Here is a 15,665-nt window from a genome sequence, read left to right on the forward strand (position 1 = left end):
AGTACAGGTAGTTCGGTCTTGCAGGCATCACATCGGCTGAGATTCAGGGTGTCACCCTGGTGGAGTATCGAATGTCCGTTCCACGCTCCCGACCAGTCACGCGTGAACTGCTCGCACGTAGACTGACCGGTCGTTTCTGCGCCGTTCCAAACAGTTCCCCCCGCTCAAAGCCATCATCCAGCGTGTAGACCAACATCGTCACGCTACGCGGGTAACCGATAGTCGAGAGTGAACGTGACGGGTTGGTGGGTAGCGTCACAGTTGTGGTATCGGATTAGTCAGTACGAGCAGACAGGTATCGTCGTGCGTGTCAGTATGCTCACGTTCTGTCAAGAACAGCTTGCTGAACACAGGGGTTCTATTCAGCAGGGCACTAGCATCTCCCCTCGTGTCGCTATCTCGTTATCCCGCTTGCATCTCGTGTTCACCGGGTTTCTCGTCACCCCCTGTCGTCCAGTGACCGACGTAGATCTGCCCGAGGAACAGCATTGTGAACACAGTGTTGAGGTACAGTGTATAGCCAGAAGGTGCGGTCCCGCCGGCTTCGCCCTGCGGTGGGATGAGGCCCAACCCGCCCCAGAGATAGTGAATGGCGACGCCCGAGATAACGGCGGTGATGAAAATCGAGACGAACAGGACAGCAGCCATCCGTAGACCGTAGTAGCGGCGGTAGGCGTCGTCGATGGTCGGGACGATGAGGTCCGCGAAGATGAAGCTCATCACACCGCCGAAGGCGATGCCGTTATTCCAGAGAATGACCGCGAACGGAACGTTCCCGACCGAGCAGACGAACGTCACCACGCCGATGCCGACCCCGATTATTGCACTGGCAAGTACCCAACCCAGCGTCCCCTCTGCACCGAGGCCAAACAGGGTCGTCCACCACTCACGGGGAACGAACGCGCCGATCAGCCCGGCGATGAGAAAGCCTGCGACGATGTCTTTCCAGAGCATCCCCCACTCACCGAGCGCGTTCTTCGAGGCGAGCCGCCAGCCATCACGAGTTAGCAGCCGATCACGCCACGTCGCGTCTTCCTGACGTTGCTGCTCTTGGTAGGCCTGTTTGCACGATTCCGAGCAGAAGTATTCGGTCCCGCCATCGGTCTCCAGTGTGACGATGTCGTCACTCGTCGGGTCGACTTCCATGCCACACGACGGATCACGCACGCCCTCCGAGGATCGAAGATGCTCGCGCGCAGCCGTGAACCACGATTGCGGGACAACATACTTGACCGTCACCGCGAGAAGTCCGATGAGGAGCAGGCCGGCCACATAGTCGGCCAGTACGAACTGCCAACCCAGCAGAATCCACATGACAAGGCCCAATTCGATCACGAGGTTCGTCGAGGCGAACTGAAAGGCAGCCAGACTAGCAACAGGTGATGCGCCTTTCTTGAACAGCGACTTGGTCGTCGCAACCGCGCCAAACGAACACGACGAGGACGCCGCCCCGAAGACCGTCCCGAGACCGAGTTCACGCCAGCCGTTCCCCCCGAGGACGGCAGACATCTTCTCCTCACTGACGAACGTTTCGACGGCACCGGCGATGGTAAATCCCAGGACGAGCGCCCACCACGTTTCCCAGAACATCTCCCCAGCGAGGTGCAAGCCCTCAACGAAGGTCTCTGTCACCATTTCGTGACCACCTCTGAGTTGGAGTTGGCGACCACCAATCGCACTCTCCGTTCTCACCAATCATTCTAATATATAATACAGTCACCACGTTCAATGCTCTTGTGCTTAAGAAATCCAGTATAGATTCGGATTCAAATTTTGTATGTTAGTGGCGTACCGGCATCTACCAAGATATTCAAACCAATGATGCGGCCATTAGGTGGTATGAGCTCTGTATCCAGCACGAGCATTCAGAGCTGACAAATGTCACTACTCCTGGGAGCCCTCATTCCTGGATACCTGCAGTGAGTGATAGAAACGGCATACTGACTATAGCAAATGTCTGCAGCAGTGGATTGAGTCTGATAGCTGATGGGTAAATTTCTCTGACGGAGGTAACTGGGTTGATAGATCCCCGTCGGCGGGGAACCTGAAGTCACTGAGAAAGTATGGTAGCGCTTTCGCGGCTAATCAAGGACGGCGAACCAGAAGACGACTCCGACGACGACGGCACCGATCCCAAGTACGATGCTCACGTGTTCTAGACTCGCTAAGAGTACGAGCGTCGACGCGGCCCCTAGAAGCGGCACCCAAGGAACACCGGGAACGCGGAAGCGCCGCTTGCGGTCGGGATACTTTCGGCGCGACTGGATTAGCGCGACGTTGACGAACGCCAGCCCCCCGAGAAGCATGAAATCCGCGAAATGCGCCAGTGACTCCAGCCCGAGAACGAGGCTACTCTCCGGAGGAGTTTCACCGGGTGGTGCCGCGAAGATGACGCCGAACACGAGGAAAAACAGGAGACCCAGTCCGCCGGTTACGGCTACCGCGACGGTCGGACTTCCCGTTCGTTCATCGATTTGCTCGATCGACTCGGGGAGGTGGTCGCGCTCGGCCATCGCCAGCTTCACTCGAGACCCCGCCAGCACCGTCGCGTTGGCCGCAGAGAGCATCGACAGCAGTGCACCGCCGACGAAGATGTAGAACCCGGCCGGACCGAGGTAAAACTGTGCGGCCCTTGCCATCGCCACTTCACCGTGTTCGGCTATGAACGATGTGGCGGCCGCCTGAGAGGCTAGCCCCGTGCGCTCGACGAGAAACGCGAGAAACGCTCCGTCGTTGATCGCCACGACGACGACCAGCACCACCAGCACGTACAGTAGGGTTACGAGCCCGATACTCAGGAAAATAGCCCGTGGAACGGTTCGCTCAGGCGACTCGATCTCGCCTTCGTTGGTGGCGATCGCCTCAAAGCCGAAGAAGGTGATGAACACGAGCGCTGATGTAAGCGCGACATCCCCGAACTGCGTGGCGTGAGTCGAGAGCGAGGTGGCAACTACGTCGGCCTGGAACGCTCGAATGCCGCCAAACAGGAACAGAGCGATCAGCGCCACCTTGAGGCCAGTGACGACGATCTGGAACTTGCCACTCTCCTTGGCACCGGCGAAGTTGATAGCTACGAGCACGCTGAGGACGACCACACCTGGAATCCAGAAGGGCAAGGCAGCCGGGAGTGCCAGTGCGGGCCAGATGAACCGCGCGAACCAGTCGGTGAAACTCGCGAGGTAGAAGGCCGCACTTGCGGGGTAACCGAGGATCATCAGCCACCCCACCAGATACGACAAGTCAGAGTCGAACACCTCGGCGACGTAGGCGTAGCCGCCACCGTCGACAGTATAGATGGTCGCAAACTCGGCGTAGGAGAGTGCCGTGAACGATGCCACAAGCGCCGCTAACCCGAATGAGACTGCGGCGGCTGCACCGACGGTGGCGACAGCCAGCCCCGAGAGCACGAAGATCCCGCCCGCGATCATTGTCCCAACCCCGATCGAGGTAGCCCCGAGGAGGCCGATATTCCTTTCCAGTCGCTCTTCAACGGCACCCCCCGACCGCCGTGTTTCCTCGGATTGAGTCACGGTACCCCTTCCTGATTGACAGTTATTGGCATCGGAATAAAAGCCTGTAGGGTATTGCATGGCGTTGGGAATCGTCTCCGGAGGGTCGCCAACTGACGACAGACTAGGATCACTCTTCCAGCCTCGCCATCATCGACTGTTCTCCCGAGAAAACGACGGGGATGGGGCTCAGTGAGGTATACCCCGCCTCGACAGAATGTGACAATCACAGCCACATATCTTATTTACAAATGGCTTCAGTAGCATACTCGAAATGTACACCCGGAACACTAACGTCCGGCATCATCCTCGGCGGTGTGCCACGTCAGCCGGCAAACCCTCGTGCCGGGTGGGTCGTTGAATAGCGACCAAATGCGCGAGCGGCGTCAGCCGCGAGCGCGGGTGATTACAGCGTAATCACCGATCGCCCAGACGGTGCAACCGTCTGGCGGGTCGTCGGAAGACGACCAGATGCGGTGTGAACCGCGGTCATGTCGCGTGCCCGGGTTCTCCGGGTCGTCATCGTCCCGGTGACGGGTCTCAGCCGGGGATTAAAGGCACGCATCCGTACTTCGCCGGTGGCACACCTAAGGGTGACGTTCAGACAGCGTAGTCGTCCTCGCGCAGCTGGACGTACTTGCCGTTGCGAGAGGAGAACTTCCCCCATTTGTAAGCCAGCACCATCTTGATGCCGTTGTAGCCGCCACGGAGCGCCGCATCGGCTTTGATTCCACGGGCGTCCATCAAGTCGTTGGCAGTTCTAAAGGCCCGGTCCCAGTCGGTGGGCCGCCAGTCCCGAACCATATCTGCGAAGGTGACGTTACGGAGGATTTCGTCGCCGATGGCGTCGTGCCAGGCGTCGTTGTACCGTTCGAGGCGGTCGTTCGCGGCGAGGCGGCCGGCGATTTTCCCGGTGCGAACGGCGACGTGGTCGCCGCCCTCGTGGAACGCCGAGGTGGTCCCCATTGCGCCACCGGCCACAGCGATGCCGGCACCCACCGGCGACTCTATCGGCTGGGTCGAGGAGATGGGATACGTCTCCGTCCCCTTCGATTTCCCGCGGTCTTCGACGAGCGGGAAGTCGTCGAGATCGTACGCCTGAAACTCCCGTTCGAGCAGCCGCTCGATGTATTGCCGGCCCTGCGGGATGCTGTCGTCGTTCGCTCTGAGCAAGTCCCACTCGCTGCGGTCGTACGCGTTGATATCCAAGCCGATGGGCATCGTGAGGCCGATGCGCGCGACGGAATTGTCGTTTGGGAAAATCCACGGGTACGCTGTGTGGCCGGGCATGATACCCCACCAGAACTCGATGAACTCCGGTGTGAACAGTTCCTCGGGCATCCGCCGGTGCTCCTGATAGGCGATGTGGTTGACCTCGTTCGAGGGCATGATGTCGGCCATCGTCTGCCCGGCCGGGAGGAACTGGTCGAGCGTGCCGCCGGTGATAGTCCGCTGTGGGCCGTCGGCAAGGATCACGTACTCGGCGGCGATGTCCTCGCCGTTGGCCAGCCGAACGGTGTGTCGCGGTGAACTCCGGAGATCGGTGTCGACGCCGGTGACGCTGACGCCGACGCGGTAGTCCGCGCCCGCGTCCGTCGCTCGTTCGCGAAGCCAGTCGTCGAACCGCGCCCGGTGGAACGTGATACCGAAGTCGTCAGTGCTGGAACTGATACCGGTCTCCGTGAGCGTCATCTCCGTCGAGGGGCCGTAGAACTTCGCCCCGTCGAGTTCGCTCAGCACCACGTCCTCGGGGAACTCCGACCGCGGAATACCCATAATGTCGAACCAGTAATCGAGCAGCCCAGCGGCGTCCGTCGAGTCCGGCCCCGTCCCCTCGCGGTCGGCTCTGGGGACCCCCTTTTCAAGGAGGACGGCGTCGGCCCCGTGGTCGGCTGCAGCCTCGGCCGCCGACGACCCGGCCGGGCCACCACCCACAATGGCGACGTCTACGTGTTCCATACCCGCTACCGCGTCCCGCGCCCGCTAAAACCTATTGTCTTGCATCGGATTCGCGCTCTGACGCCCTTGTGTCTGAACTGGAACGCGCTGCGCACTACGGTTCGGACGCTGCGTCGGTGAGTGACACGTCGTGTTGTTCTAGCTGTTCGACGGCTCGCTGGTACGCGTCGCTTTCCGCAAGCACTGTGGCCCGTACAGCGTCGACAACCGTTGCTCGGCGGTCGGCAAGTCCCAGGAGTTCCCGACGTTGCGTCTCGTACTCGCATCGGGCACGAACTGTCGAGAGCACCGACAACAGGGTATCCCGGTCAGCGGGCTTTCTGAGATACGAATCGACCGGAATATCCAGAATATCCACGTCCGGCCTGACGCTACTGATCATAACGACCGCAGGAGTAACGGACCGCTGCCGGAGCCTTTCGGCGACCGTTTCGCCGCACAGTTCCGGCATCTGGCGATCCAGCAGTACCGCATCGACCGAGTCATCAATCCGCTGTAACCCCGTACGGCCGTCACCGGCCTCTATAACATCGTACTCTTCCGGAAGCCAAAGTCTGTAGAGTTGTCTATAGTCCTTATCGTCATCGATCACCGCAACGCTAGTCGGTCTCCCCATTCCTTCGAAATCCTACGCCGGTCATCCTACAAATATTCTAAGATATCGCCGAACTATTACTACAAATTTTACTAATTCATGCTGGTATTTCGCCCGTTCTCTAATGATTGCTAAACGAATACTATTTCGGCGTGCGATCGACGGACTGCCGGCACCGTTTTGAGGCCCCCGCGTGGAACAGCCGGTATGGCTCCGCACGCCACAGGAGGGGTTCAATGGCCGATATCGTCGTGACCCGATACGCCGTTCACGGAATGCCGGTCGACCAGTACGCGGCAGCGCTCCGGGACCGACTACCGGAGTGGGACATCGCCGTCGCTGAAACGCCTGGGGCCGAGCGGGACTTGATCGAGGACGCGACAGTCCTGACCGGCAACGACCTCTCACCGGAGTTGGTCGATGCTGCCGACTCGCTGCAGTTGTTTGCAGGGACATACGCTGGATACGACCATCTCCCGCTCTCGGACCTAGCGGACCGCGACATCGCGCTCACGACGGCCTCCGGCGTCCACGGCCCGAACGTCGCCGAGAACGTCGTCGGCTCGTGGCTCGCCTTCGCTCGGGGCTTCTTCACCGCTCGCCGCCACCAGCGCGATCGCGTCTGGCAGTCGTTCCACACTGACGACTTCGCCGGTAGCCGTGTCTGCATCGTCGGCTTGGGCGAGATCGGCGAGGCCATCGTCGACCGCGTTGAGGGATTCGACGTGGAGACCGTCGGCGTCCGCCACTCGCCGGAGAAGGGCGGGCCGACCGACGAGGTGTACGGCTTCGACGAGATTCACGAGGCGGTCGCCGACACAGAGTACATCGGACTCGCCTGCCCGCTCACCGACGAGACGCGCCACCTTATTGACGAGGAAGTGTTCCGGACGATGCACCCCGAGGCGGTACTTACCAACGTCGCCCGTGGCCCAGTTGTCGATACCGACGCGCTGGTCAGTGCGCTCCAGCGCAATCATATCGGCGGTGCAGCACTGGACGTGACCGATCCCGAACCGCTGCCCAGCGGCCATCCGCTGTGGGACTTCGAGAACGTCCTCATCACGCCACATAACGCCGGTCACACGCCGAGCTACTACGAACGGCTGGCCGACATCGTGGCGGAAAACGTCCAGCGGGCCGAGCGAACCGGCGAATGGGATGGTCTCAGGAACCAAATCGAGCTCTAGTCACTGTCGGCTGGCGAGATAGCCAGCGCGGGCTTCGTACACCAGATAGGATACCACTGTCACAGCGAGCACGCCGCCGAGTAGTTGATTGAGCGTGACGCTCCCGACGCTAGTCCGTCCGGCGACTGCTCGCAGGAAGGAGGCCACAGCTACCATCGCTGCAACTCCGATGTACCGCCAGCGGGCGGCAACTGAAATTGTCTCACTATCTCCCACAAGAGCTAGGTACAGATGTGCGCCACCCAATATGACAAAGTTCGCACCTGCAAAAAACGCGACCGACCCAAGCCGTCCGAGCGGAAATACGAATGGGCGGAGCACTGAAACGATTATAACTACGCTCACCACCCCAATCTGAAGCTTCGTGTCGCGGGAGACCATGTGTACGTAGTCGATACTGATCGTGAAAAATGTCTGCTTAGCGACTTGACCTCGGTCAATTTCCAAAAACCGCACTCGGCGAGACCGACCGTTACAGATAGCCGCGTTTGTTCAGTAGTTCGCCGTTCAGCACGCTCGCACCGGCGGCACCTCGCATCGTGTTGTGCGCGAGACAGTTGAACTGGACGCCGTCGTTCGTTTCGCGGAACCCACCGACTGCGACGCCCATGCCGTCCTCGACGTTGCGGTCGAGTCGTGGCTGTGGGCGGTCGGGTTCCTCGAACACCGTGATGAGCTTCTCTGGCGAAGACGGCAGGTCGATACCGGTAACTGCCTCCATCGCGGCCTCGGCGTCGGCCGTGGAGATGTCCTCGGCCGTGTCGGCCCAGACGTTTTCGAGGTGGCCATCGAGCGTCGGGATGCGGTTACAGGAGGCGGCCACGTCCATCTCGTTGAGGTGGACCTCCGCACCGTCGAACGAGCCCAGCAGCTTGCGCGATTCGGTCTCCATCTTCTGCTCTTCACCGCCGATGTGCGGGATGGCGTTGTCGATGATCTCCATCGACGTGACGCCGGAGTAGCCCGCGCCGGAGACGGCCTGCAGGGTCGAGACACGCACGTCAGTCAGGTCGAACTCCCGGTCGAGGGCGGCCAGCGGCGGGACCATCGTGATCGTCGAGCAGTTCGGGTTCTTCAGGAGCGCGCCGTCCCAGCCGCGCTCGTCGCGCTGGACTTCGAGGAGGTCGACGTGGTCAGCGTTGACCTCGGGAATGATGAGGGGAACGTCCTCGTCCATCCGGCCGTTCGAGGAGTTCGAAGAGACTGTGTAGCCGGCCTCACAGAACTCCGGTTCGACCTCCGCGCCGACGCTCGACGGGAGCGAGGAGAAGATGAGATCGACGTCGTCGGGAACCGAATCCGGGTCGGTGGCGCGGACTTCTAACCCAGCCACATCCTCGGGGATCGGGGAATTGACGCGCCACTTGGCGGCGTCCTTGTATGTCTCGCCAGCGCTCGCGTCGCTGGCTGTCAGTGCTGCGATCTCGAACTCGGGGTGGGGATCGAGCAGTTGAATAAGTCGCTGCCCGACTGCGCCAGTCGCACCGAGCACACCTACGCGTACAGTCATCGCTTGACACACGGCTACGGGTGGTCAAAACAGTTTGGATACGAAAGCGGTACCGCTGCCCTCGTAGGATTACTCGTCCTCGGTATCCTCGAACACCCACTCGATGACACGGGCCTCCACGAGGTCCCGCTCTTCGACGTAGGGGTCGTCGTGATTCGCCAGCGTCTCCTCGGCCTTTGCGCGCATCTCCGCCTCGATCTCCGTGTGGTCCGGCTCGTCCCGGATGTCGTTCAGCAGCGCCTCGAAGTCCTCCCGGAGATCGAAGGAGGCACGGGCGGCGTTACATCTGGACAGGGGACTCATCCCGGTTTCTAACACGAGATCTCGAACCGTCTCCCAGTCCGAGTCACAGAAGTAGATGGACACCTCACCGACGATGTCCTGCCAGGCGATCGGGTCTGCGTGCTTGAGTAGCGGGACCGCCCGCGGCGGTAGATCGAGACGGGTCGCAGTGTCGGGATTCCCGCACAGACAGCAGGCCTTCTCCGTCTTCCCCGTGTACATGTGAGACAGTTGGGTCGGACGTATTTGGACCCATCGCAGTCGGACGGTAGCTGGCCGGCTACACCGGAATGAACTCGGGGTCCACGTCGTTCAGGCGGTCGGTGTTCGAGACGAACTGGTAAAAATCGCTGTAAAGGTCCGTACACTTCCCGTCGGCGTCGTAGCGGAGCGTGTGCCAGTCAGCGATGACAGCGCAGTACCGCTTCGCTCGGGTGAGTGCGACGTTCAACCGACGAGGGCCGTCGACCGGTCGCCCGAGGAACCCGACGTTCCCCTCGGCGTTGCTCCGGACGAGCGACAGGACGATCGCTGTCCGTTCGCCGCCCTGAAACGAGTCGATAGTGTCGACGGTGACGCCGTCAGCGGCGTCAGTACGTTCGGCGAGAATCTCCCGGATCTTCGACACCTGCGCGCTGTACGGAGTGATGACGCCGATCTCCTCGGCGGGCACGTCCGACAGCAGGTCCTGAATGAGATGGGCGACCAGTCGGGCTTCGGTAGGATTGGCCTTGGAGTGTCCGACAGTCTCGACCCGGCCACCGACGTTGTACCCCTCTATCGCCGGCCGGTCGGCTAATGGGTCGACCGCCCGCCCGTTCCGTAGCGTCCGGTCGTAGAACCGCCGGTTCGGGAAGTACGCGATGTCCCGGTGCATCCGGTACTGGGTCTGTAGCTGGAGGCCGACGCCGTCGTAGACGCCGCCGTCGGCGTAGAGATGTTCGAACAGCGAGTGGCCGTAGCTCGATTCTGGCGGTTCGTCGCTGGCGCTGTAGGGCGGAAGCTGTCGGTGGTCCCCGGCCAGCACGGCGCGGTCGGCCCGGACCAGCGGGATACATGACGCCGCGCAGGTGGATTGGGTCGCTTCGTCGAGCACCACCAGATCGAACTCACGGGCGAGCGTGGCGGCGCTGTTGTTCGTCACCGCCACCACGTCTGCCCGTTCCGGTACGTCGCCGTAGGCGCGCCGTACAACGTCGTTTGCCGACTGGCTTGCGTTCACGCGGTCGAGGGTGTAGTCGCCGTCGCCGTGCTGGGCGTAGGCGTGCAGTGACTGCGGGTCCGCCGCGTCGCTCGTCGACGACCCCGCCACGAGGTTATCAACGGCCTGATTCGAGTCCGCACACACAAGCACGTCTTCGCCGGCCTGTGCGGCCCGCCGGACGATTTCGACCAGCGTTCGCGTCTTTCCGGTCCCCGGTGGACCGTGAATACAGAACAGGTCGTCGGCCAGCAGCGCGTGCTCGACGGCCAGTTGCTGCTCCTGATTCAGTTCCGCGTCGAACTGGTCGCTCCGGGCGGCCGCGCCATTCGAGAACGTTATCGGCCGGTTGCCGGCAAGCACGTCCCGGAAACGGTGGTCGGTCAGCGACTCGATCGCCTCTCGTTCGCGGTCGAACGGAACGGGATTTAGCAATGCCGTGAGCCCGTAGGTGGCGTCACCGTCAGTGAGTGCGCTTTCGAGCGTTGTCGCCCCGTCGATATCGGCCCAGTTTACCGCGAGCCAGACCGACCGGCCGCGGATGCGCTCGACCGTCGCCGGGACCGGGAACGGGCCGTTCTCTCGGGCCCCGTCCACATCGTGAATCAGCACCTCGTTTCCTTCGTGGATGCCGAACACCGACTCCACGACAAACGCCCAGTCGCCGTCCTGCCTAGCGGCGACATCCGCGGGCGGGTCGACGTGGAACTGGTACGTGCCGTCGTCTCGGCCCCGTGCGTAGAGTTCGGGGACTGCGTCGCCACCGGCCTCGTATACCTCGTCAGGTGAGCGCCCCTCGGCGCGCTCCCGGTTCTGTTGGCGAGTCGCCTCACGTTCGCGCTCGACGTGTGAACGCAAGCCGTCGAGCAGTTCATCCGACGGGATCGGATTTCGGGGCGGTTCGCTGTCGTCTATCGGCGAGTCGTAGGAGGGCGGGTACGTCTCCGGGACGTAGTCGGAATGCCAGAAACGGAGCCGGTCGGCCAGCCCCGTGGCTCCGAACCTGTCCGCGTCGACGAAGTCCCGCTCGCCGTCGCGCTCGAAGACGAAGATCTGTCCGTGCAGCGAATGATCGGTGAAGGCGACGTACTCCCCCGTCGGTCGCGCCGAGTCGGGTTCGTGTAACGGAATACAGACCCAGTCTTCCTCGGGATGGGCGAGTTCGCCGTGATGGGCCGCGAACTCGGCGACGGGGCGTGCGGGGACGACATCGCCGCGATCGTCAAGAGCGTCGTCGTCGGGGACACACAGCGACGCGTCGTCGAGGTCAAAGGACCCGATGACGTGGTCGAACAGGAGGGACATCTACCCCCGACTGTGCCCTGCTGTCATAAAACAGTACGGCCCACCCCGATAGCCCGTCACACCGGACAGGAACGTTTTAATCGCCGGACCGGCCACACATCGGTATGGATACCGCCGAGCGACTCGATCTGGTGACGCGACACACGACAGAGGTCGTCACCGAGGACGAACTGCGGACACTGTTCGAGGACGGCGACCCGTCGGCGTACATCGGCTACGCGCCGACCGGCGAGATGCACATCGGGCACTTCACGACGATGCGAAAGCTCGCAGACTTCCTGCGGGCCGGCGTCGACGTGACAGTCCTCATCGCGGACCTGCACGCCCACCTCGACGACAACAAGTCGCCCTTCGACCTGCTGGATGCCCGCTCGGCCTACTACGAGACGGCTATCGAGGGCATGATTGAAGCGGCTGGCGCGGACCCCGAAGATGTGACCTTCGTCCGCGGGACCGACTTCCAGCTCGACGAGGAGTACACGCTGGAAATGTACCGGATGGCCGCCGAGACGACCATCTCGCGAACGCAGCGCGCGGCCAGCGAGGTCGTCCGTGAGTCCGAGAGTCCGAACCTCGGCGGGCTCATCTACCCGCTGATGCAGACGCTGGACGTGAAAGCACTCGATGCTGACATCGCCTACGGCGGTGTCGACCAGCGCGGCATTTACATGCTCTCGCGCGAGATTCTGCCGGACCACGGCGGCGAGTCGCCGATCTGTCTGTTCGCCCCGCTGCTGTCGGGCCTTTCCGGCGGCAAGATGAGCGCTTCCGATGAGGCGTCGAAGGTCAACCTCACAGACAGCCCCGACGAGGTCGACGAGAAGATCAATCAGGCGTACTGCCCAGCCGGCGAGGTCGAGGAGAACGGCGTGCTGGAGTACCTCGAACACCTCGTCTTCCCGGTGCTGGACGTTCGCGGCGATTCGTTCGTCGTCGAGCGCCCGGAGGAGTACGGCGGCGACCTGACCTACGAGAGCTACGACGAGGTCGAATCGGACTTCGTCAGCGGCGAACTCCACCCCGCTGACCTAAAGCCCTCGGCCGCCAGCGCGATCTCGGACGTGATCGACCCGGTTCGGGAGCGACTGAGCGACGAGGACGAGCTACTCGCCGAGGCATACCCGGAAAAGTACGGCGCGGAGTAACGCCGTCGACCGATGCCGTCCCCCGACCAGAGCGCCGAGAGTGACGAACCTACGCGCTCCCGGGCTGCCGTCCGCCGGACGTACGAAGACATCGGCGACCACTTCTCGAAGACCCGCGAGTACGCCTGGCCGGAGGTCGAATCGTTCGTCGACGACGCTGGCGGCGTTGAGACGGCACTCGATGTCGGCTGTGGCAACGGCCGCCACGCGGAACTGCTTGCAGGGGTCGCTGACCGCGTCGTCGGCCTCGACGCCAGCCGCGCGCTCCTGCAAGCCGCGACCGACCGCGTCGGCGACAGCGTCGCGCTGCTGCAGGGCGACGCGACCCGCCTTCCGCTCACAGCCGGGTCCGTCGACCTCGCGGTGTACGTCGCGACGCTGCATCACCTCCCGTCGCGGTCCGCCCGTCGCGCCAGCCTGAATGAACTGGCTCGCGTGCTCGCGCCGGGCGCTCGGGCGCTCGTTAGCGCGTGGAGTACGGCCCACGACCGCTTCGACGCTGACACCGACGCGGACGCGGGCTTCGACACGACCGTCGACTGGACGCTCCCCGGCGGCGAGACGGTCCCGCGGTTCTATCACATCTATACGCCGGCCGAATTCGAGCGCGATGTCGCCGACAGCGACCTCCGGCTCGTCTCGATGGAACTGTCAAGCGGCAACTGTTACGGGGTTGTCGAGCCAGAAGGGAAACGCACTTAATTGCCTTCCATCTATGAGGGTATACGTTCGCACTCGGGCGGAACACAGCCCGCCGAGCCTGTGTCCGCACGAGCAAGCGGCGGTGGTGAGCAAATCCGACGGATTTGCGAACGACGCCGCGAACGAACGTAGTGAGTGAGCGGCGGTGGTCTAGTGGTAGGACCTGAGCCTTCCAAGCTCATGGCCCGGGTTCAAATCCCGGTCGCCGCATAACACGACTTCGCCGTCTTGCGTTTTTCGACGGAATCTGGACCAAAGAGCTATGAAAATCGTCCAGCAAAATCCGTTCCGAACGCTGATAGAACGCCGCCCTATGGCGGTTTCAGATTCGTGTCTGGTTCACAGGAATAGGGGTAAATAACATGAAGTAGACGAGCGGCAGAATGAATTCCTTATAATCTGTTGGGTCAACGGCGTCCCGGATTATGTCGGCACATTTGAACAGGTGCAACTCAAGACCGTCCAGAGAGAGGGTTATTCTCCTGTAGCTATACCGGGGGCTGTTATTTTCTGCGGTGCGGGCAAGCGAAATCCTCGGAATATCTCTACTTTGCTATGTCAGTATACGAACTGGTACTTATTAGAGTACAGTAGCTAAGAATTAGCCACTTCCCCGAGATAGTATCCTGTGGCACCGGCGATGGTCGACAACACCACTTTATGTGGTGAGATTATTGCTGTGAGATTCATTAAATTACTTCGGTTCATCTCAAAAGCACCCCCATGTAACTCAACCTGAAATCTAATCATTCCCGCAGTAAATAAAAATAAGGATATTGGTACAACAGTTACTTTGATGATGGCTAAAACTCCCTTTTTTGTACTATCTGAAATTGCGTTTTTGAGCCGTTCCGGAGCAACATCCATCAAAAGATGATATATTGCGTCACTCAACGCGTCAGCCATTACCACCATCATCGAGAGCAGTATAGCGATAGAAAGCGATTGCCTCTCATTGAATGCCACATCTGTACCGTAGAGGGACACATCAAACACCCAAGTTCCTGTCGTCTCGATCCATTCTTCTATTGGTATAACAAGAGCAAGGAAAGCGCCAATGAATCCCAGCACCGCCACCATTTTCAACTTTTCAACGTCGCCCCAACTGATTTTCTTGGAATTCATAAACAGTGAACCGATTCAACCTACGACATTATGATCTTAAAAAATTATCTTTTTATTTTCATTCTTCGAATATATTCCCGATACTTCGGTCTTAGAGTTCTAGTCGTGCGTTCGCGCTTATGCCGATATTGACGACCAAGGACCCCGTAAACGGTGTTCTGTCTACGAACAGTGTTACCGACGTGAGCCACACGGCTCATTGTGTAGGAAGGGCGGATTTTGGCCCGGTGTATATAAATACTCACCCCGCGTTGTCAAGTATAGATTCTGGTATAGACGCACTGGCGGCCTATTTGAGTGCGGTTTCGGGCGCGAGGCGGTCCGAGCACTCTAGAGCCTTCCAAGCTCATGGCCCGGGTTCAAATCCCGGTCGCCGCATTTTGCTGCGAGCACAACCGCGAGCAGCAAATGCTGTACAGAGAGATCTGAACTACGGAAATCCGAGCGGTAGCGAGGATTTGCAGTCGAGTTCAAATCCCGGTCGCTGTCCGTTCCGACAGATAGTGACGATCAGCCGATGCGCCACCCCGTGTTTGACTTTCGCTGGGCGTACCTCTGTCCGATTCCGTAGCAGTCGACACTCTCACTCCGATTCGACGGCAGCCTGCTCGAACTCTTCCCAGTCATCACCCATCCACTCTTGCAGGCGGTCAGTGACGCCGGCGAAGTCCTCGCCGTCCTCGAGGGACTCGACGACGACCCAACCGTCGCCGTTGCGGTCGTAGCCGAGACTGTAGCCACGGTCGCCGTTGATGATAACGACGAACGCGGCCACCACGTCGAGGTCGGGGAAGAACCCGACCGGCGCAAACCCGTAGTCGTCGTGCTGGGCTTCGAGGGCCGAGATCTCGCTCGTCGAAAGCGGTCTGTCGGGCAGTGAGTCCGTCAGCTCGGTCATTACGTCGCAGTCGTGGGGAGAGGATTGAAAGCGTTTCGAGCGGGATGCGGTCAGGGGGCTCTCAAAGTGTGAGACAAACATAACGTCGGCCAACATTGAAGTGTTGCCATGACTTTTGTTAACATGGAGCTTCCTACGCTCCCGACGGGAACGACCGTCGTACCATCCGGGATTGGCATCGGCGGACGATCATCGCCGGTGGAGACTGGCCACTCCACCGGTCACGTATCGCTTTGAAACCAAC

General features: G+C 61.0%; 13 protein-coding genes, 1 tRNA gene and 1 pseudogene. 4 read left to right on the top strand and 11 right to left on the bottom strand.

The genetic code is table 11. The features are described from left to right. Positions 1-402: 402 nt before the first annotated feature. From ACYJ11_RS12245 to ACYJ11_RS12260, 4 genes are all read right to left on the bottom strand, one after another. A complete protein-coding gene (locus ACYJ11_RS12245; RefSeq protein WP_461647972.1) occupies positions 403-1,635 on the bottom strand; it encodes a permease in 1,233 nt (410 codons plus the stop codon). Between the two features lie 446 nt (positions 1,636-2,081). Further along, positions 2,082-3,530: an APC family permease gene (locus ACYJ11_RS12250; RefSeq protein WP_461647973.1), complete on the bottom strand. Its 1,449-nt coding sequence runs from the start codon at positions 3,528-3,530 to the stop codon at positions 2,082-2,084. 579 nt (positions 3,531-4,109) lie between these two features. Next, the gene (locus ACYJ11_RS12255; RefSeq protein ID WP_461647974.1) at positions 4,110-5,468 is read right to left on the bottom strand and encodes an NAD(P)/FAD-dependent oxidoreductase; all 1,359 of its coding nucleotides are present in this window, start codon (positions 5,466-5,468) and stop codon (positions 4,110-4,112) included. A 94-nt stretch (positions 5,469-5,562) separates the two neighbouring features. Continuing rightward, entirely contained in the window at positions 5,563-6,084 is a 522-nt protein-coding gene (locus tag ACYJ11_RS12260; protein ID WP_461647975.1) for a response regulator transcription factor, read from the bottom strand. A gap of 215 nt (positions 6,085-6,299) precedes the next feature. Here ACYJ11_RS12260 and ACYJ11_RS12265 point away from each other — a divergent pair, with 215 nt between their 5' ends. Continuing rightward, entirely contained in the window at positions 6,300-7,253 is a 954-nt protein-coding gene (locus tag ACYJ11_RS12265; RefSeq protein ID WP_461647976.1) for a D-2-hydroxyacid dehydrogenase, read from the top strand. Here the strand turns inward: ACYJ11_RS12265 and ACYJ11_RS12270 are convergent, their stop codons facing one another. The 4 genes from ACYJ11_RS12270 to ACYJ11_RS12285 all read right to left on the bottom strand — a co-directional run bounded on the left by ACYJ11_RS12270 (position 7,254) and on the right by ACYJ11_RS12285 (position 11,551). Beyond that, on the bottom strand, positions 7,254-7,409 hold the full coding sequence (locus ACYJ11_RS12270) for a hypothetical protein (RefSeq protein WP_461647977.1): 156 nt from the start codon (positions 7,407-7,409) through the stop codon (positions 7,254-7,256). It lies immediately after the preceding gene. Positions 7,410-7,725: 316 nt separating this feature from the next. Next, complete coding sequence (gene asd / locus ACYJ11_RS12275) at positions 7,726-8,763, bottom strand: aspartate-semialdehyde dehydrogenase (RefSeq protein ID WP_461647978.1); 1,038 nt, start codon at positions 8,761-8,763, stop codon at positions 7,726-7,728. A gap of 69 nt (positions 8,764-8,832) precedes the next feature. After that, positions 8,833-9,267 carry a hypothetical protein gene (locus tag ACYJ11_RS12280; RefSeq protein WP_461647979.1) on the bottom strand — a complete coding sequence of 145 codons (435 nt, stop codon included), beginning with the start codon at positions 9,265-9,267 and terminating at the stop codon, positions 8,833-8,835. 58 nt (positions 9,268-9,325) lie between these two features. Next, positions 9,326-11,551, bottom strand: coding sequence for an AAA domain-containing protein (locus ACYJ11_RS12285; protein WP_461647980.1), 2,226 nt, complete (start codon positions 11,549-11,551; stop codon positions 9,326-9,328). Positions 11,552-11,655: 104 nt separating this feature from the next. Between ACYJ11_RS12285 and ACYJ11_RS12290 the strand changes: the two genes are divergently transcribed. The 3 genes from ACYJ11_RS12290 to ACYJ11_RS12300 all read left to right on the top strand — a co-directional run bounded on the left by ACYJ11_RS12290 (position 11,656) and on the right by ACYJ11_RS12300 (position 13,608). Further along, complete coding sequence (locus ACYJ11_RS12290; RefSeq protein WP_188976404.1) at positions 11,656-12,696, top strand: tyrosine--tRNA ligase; 1,041 nt, start codon at positions 11,656-11,658, stop codon at positions 12,694-12,696. Between the two features lie 12 nt (positions 12,697-12,708). Next, the gene (locus ACYJ11_RS12295) at positions 12,709-13,398 is read left to right on the top strand and encodes a class I SAM-dependent methyltransferase (RefSeq protein ID WP_461647981.1); all 690 of its coding nucleotides are present in this window, start codon (positions 12,709-12,711) and stop codon (positions 13,396-13,398) included. A gap of 139 nt (positions 13,399-13,537) precedes the next feature. Then, positions 13,538-13,608: transfer RNA gene (locus ACYJ11_RS12300), tRNA-Gly, on the top strand. Between the two features lie 154 nt (positions 13,609-13,762). On the opposite strand, the pseudogene ACYJ11_RS12305 reads toward ACYJ11_RS12300, so the two are convergent. The 3 genes and pseudogenes from ACYJ11_RS12305 to ACYJ11_RS12315 form a co-directional block, all read right to left on the bottom strand. After that, positions 13,763-13,876: pseudogene (locus ACYJ11_RS12305) on the bottom strand (type I restriction-modification system subunit M N-terminal domain-containing protein); the annotation flags it as partial. Between the two features lie 116 nt (positions 13,877-13,992). Continuing rightward, positions 13,993-14,523, bottom strand: a complete 531-nt coding sequence (locus ACYJ11_RS12310) for a hypothetical protein (protein ID WP_461647982.1) — start codon at positions 14,521-14,523, stop codon at positions 13,993-13,995. 583 nt (positions 14,524-15,106) lie between these two features. Further along, positions 15,107-15,421 (bottom strand): hypothetical protein, encoded by a 315-nt coding sequence (locus ACYJ11_RS12315; protein WP_461647983.1) that lies wholly within the window; start codon positions 15,419-15,421, stop codon positions 15,107-15,109. Between the last annotated feature and the right edge of the window lie 244 nt (positions 15,422-15,665).

Source organism: Haloarcula sp. H-GB5, from assembly GCF_054850705.1.

What these genes read in the sequence shown, in the direction of transcription:
- ACYJ11_RS12255 (WP_461647974.1), bottom strand. Translation starts at nt 5,468, where the DNA reads ATGGAACACGTAGACGTCGCCATTGTGGGTGGTGGCCCGGCCGGGTCG.
- ACYJ11_RS12295 (WP_461647981.1), top strand. Translation starts at nt 12,709, where the DNA reads ATGCCGTCCCCCGACCAGAGCGCCGAGAGTGACGAACCTACGCGCTCC.
- ACYJ11_RS12290 (WP_188976404.1), top strand. Translation starts at nt 11,656, where the DNA reads ATGGATACCGCCGAGCGACTCGATCTGGTGACGCGACACACGACAGAG.
- ACYJ11_RS12315 (WP_461647983.1), bottom strand. Translation starts at nt 15,421, where the DNA reads ATGACCGAGCTGACGGACTCACTGCCCGACAGACCGCTTTCGACGAGC.
- ACYJ11_RS12310 (WP_461647982.1), bottom strand. Translation starts at nt 14,523, where the DNA reads ATGAATTCCAAGAAAATCAGTTGGGGCGACGTTGAAAAGTTGAAAATG.
- ACYJ11_RS12280 (WP_461647979.1), bottom strand. Translation starts at nt 9,267, where the DNA reads ATGTACACGGGGAAGACGGAGAAGGCCTGCTGTCTGTGCGGGAATCCC.
- ACYJ11_RS12285 (WP_461647980.1), bottom strand. Translation starts at nt 11,551, where the DNA reads ATGTCCCTCCTGTTCGACCACGTCATCGGGTCCTTTGACCTCGACGAC.
- ACYJ11_RS12265 (WP_461647976.1), top strand. Translation starts at nt 6,300, where the DNA reads ATGGCCGATATCGTCGTGACCCGATACGCCGTTCACGGAATGCCGGTC.
- asd (WP_461647978.1), bottom strand. Translation starts at nt 8,763, where the DNA reads ATGACTGTACGCGTAGGTGTGCTCGGTGCGACTGGCGCAGTCGGGCAG.
- ACYJ11_RS12270 (WP_461647977.1), bottom strand. Translation starts at nt 7,409, where the DNA reads ATGGTAGCTGTGGCCTCCTTCCTGCGAGCAGTCGCCGGACGGACTAGC.
- ACYJ11_RS12260 (WP_461647975.1), bottom strand. Translation starts at nt 6,084, where the DNA reads ATGGGGAGACCGACTAGCGTTGCGGTGATCGATGACGATAAGGACTAT.
- ACYJ11_RS12245 (WP_461647972.1), bottom strand. Translation starts at nt 1,635, where the DNA reads ATGGTGACAGAGACCTTCGTTGAGGGCTTGCACCTCGCTGGGGAGATG.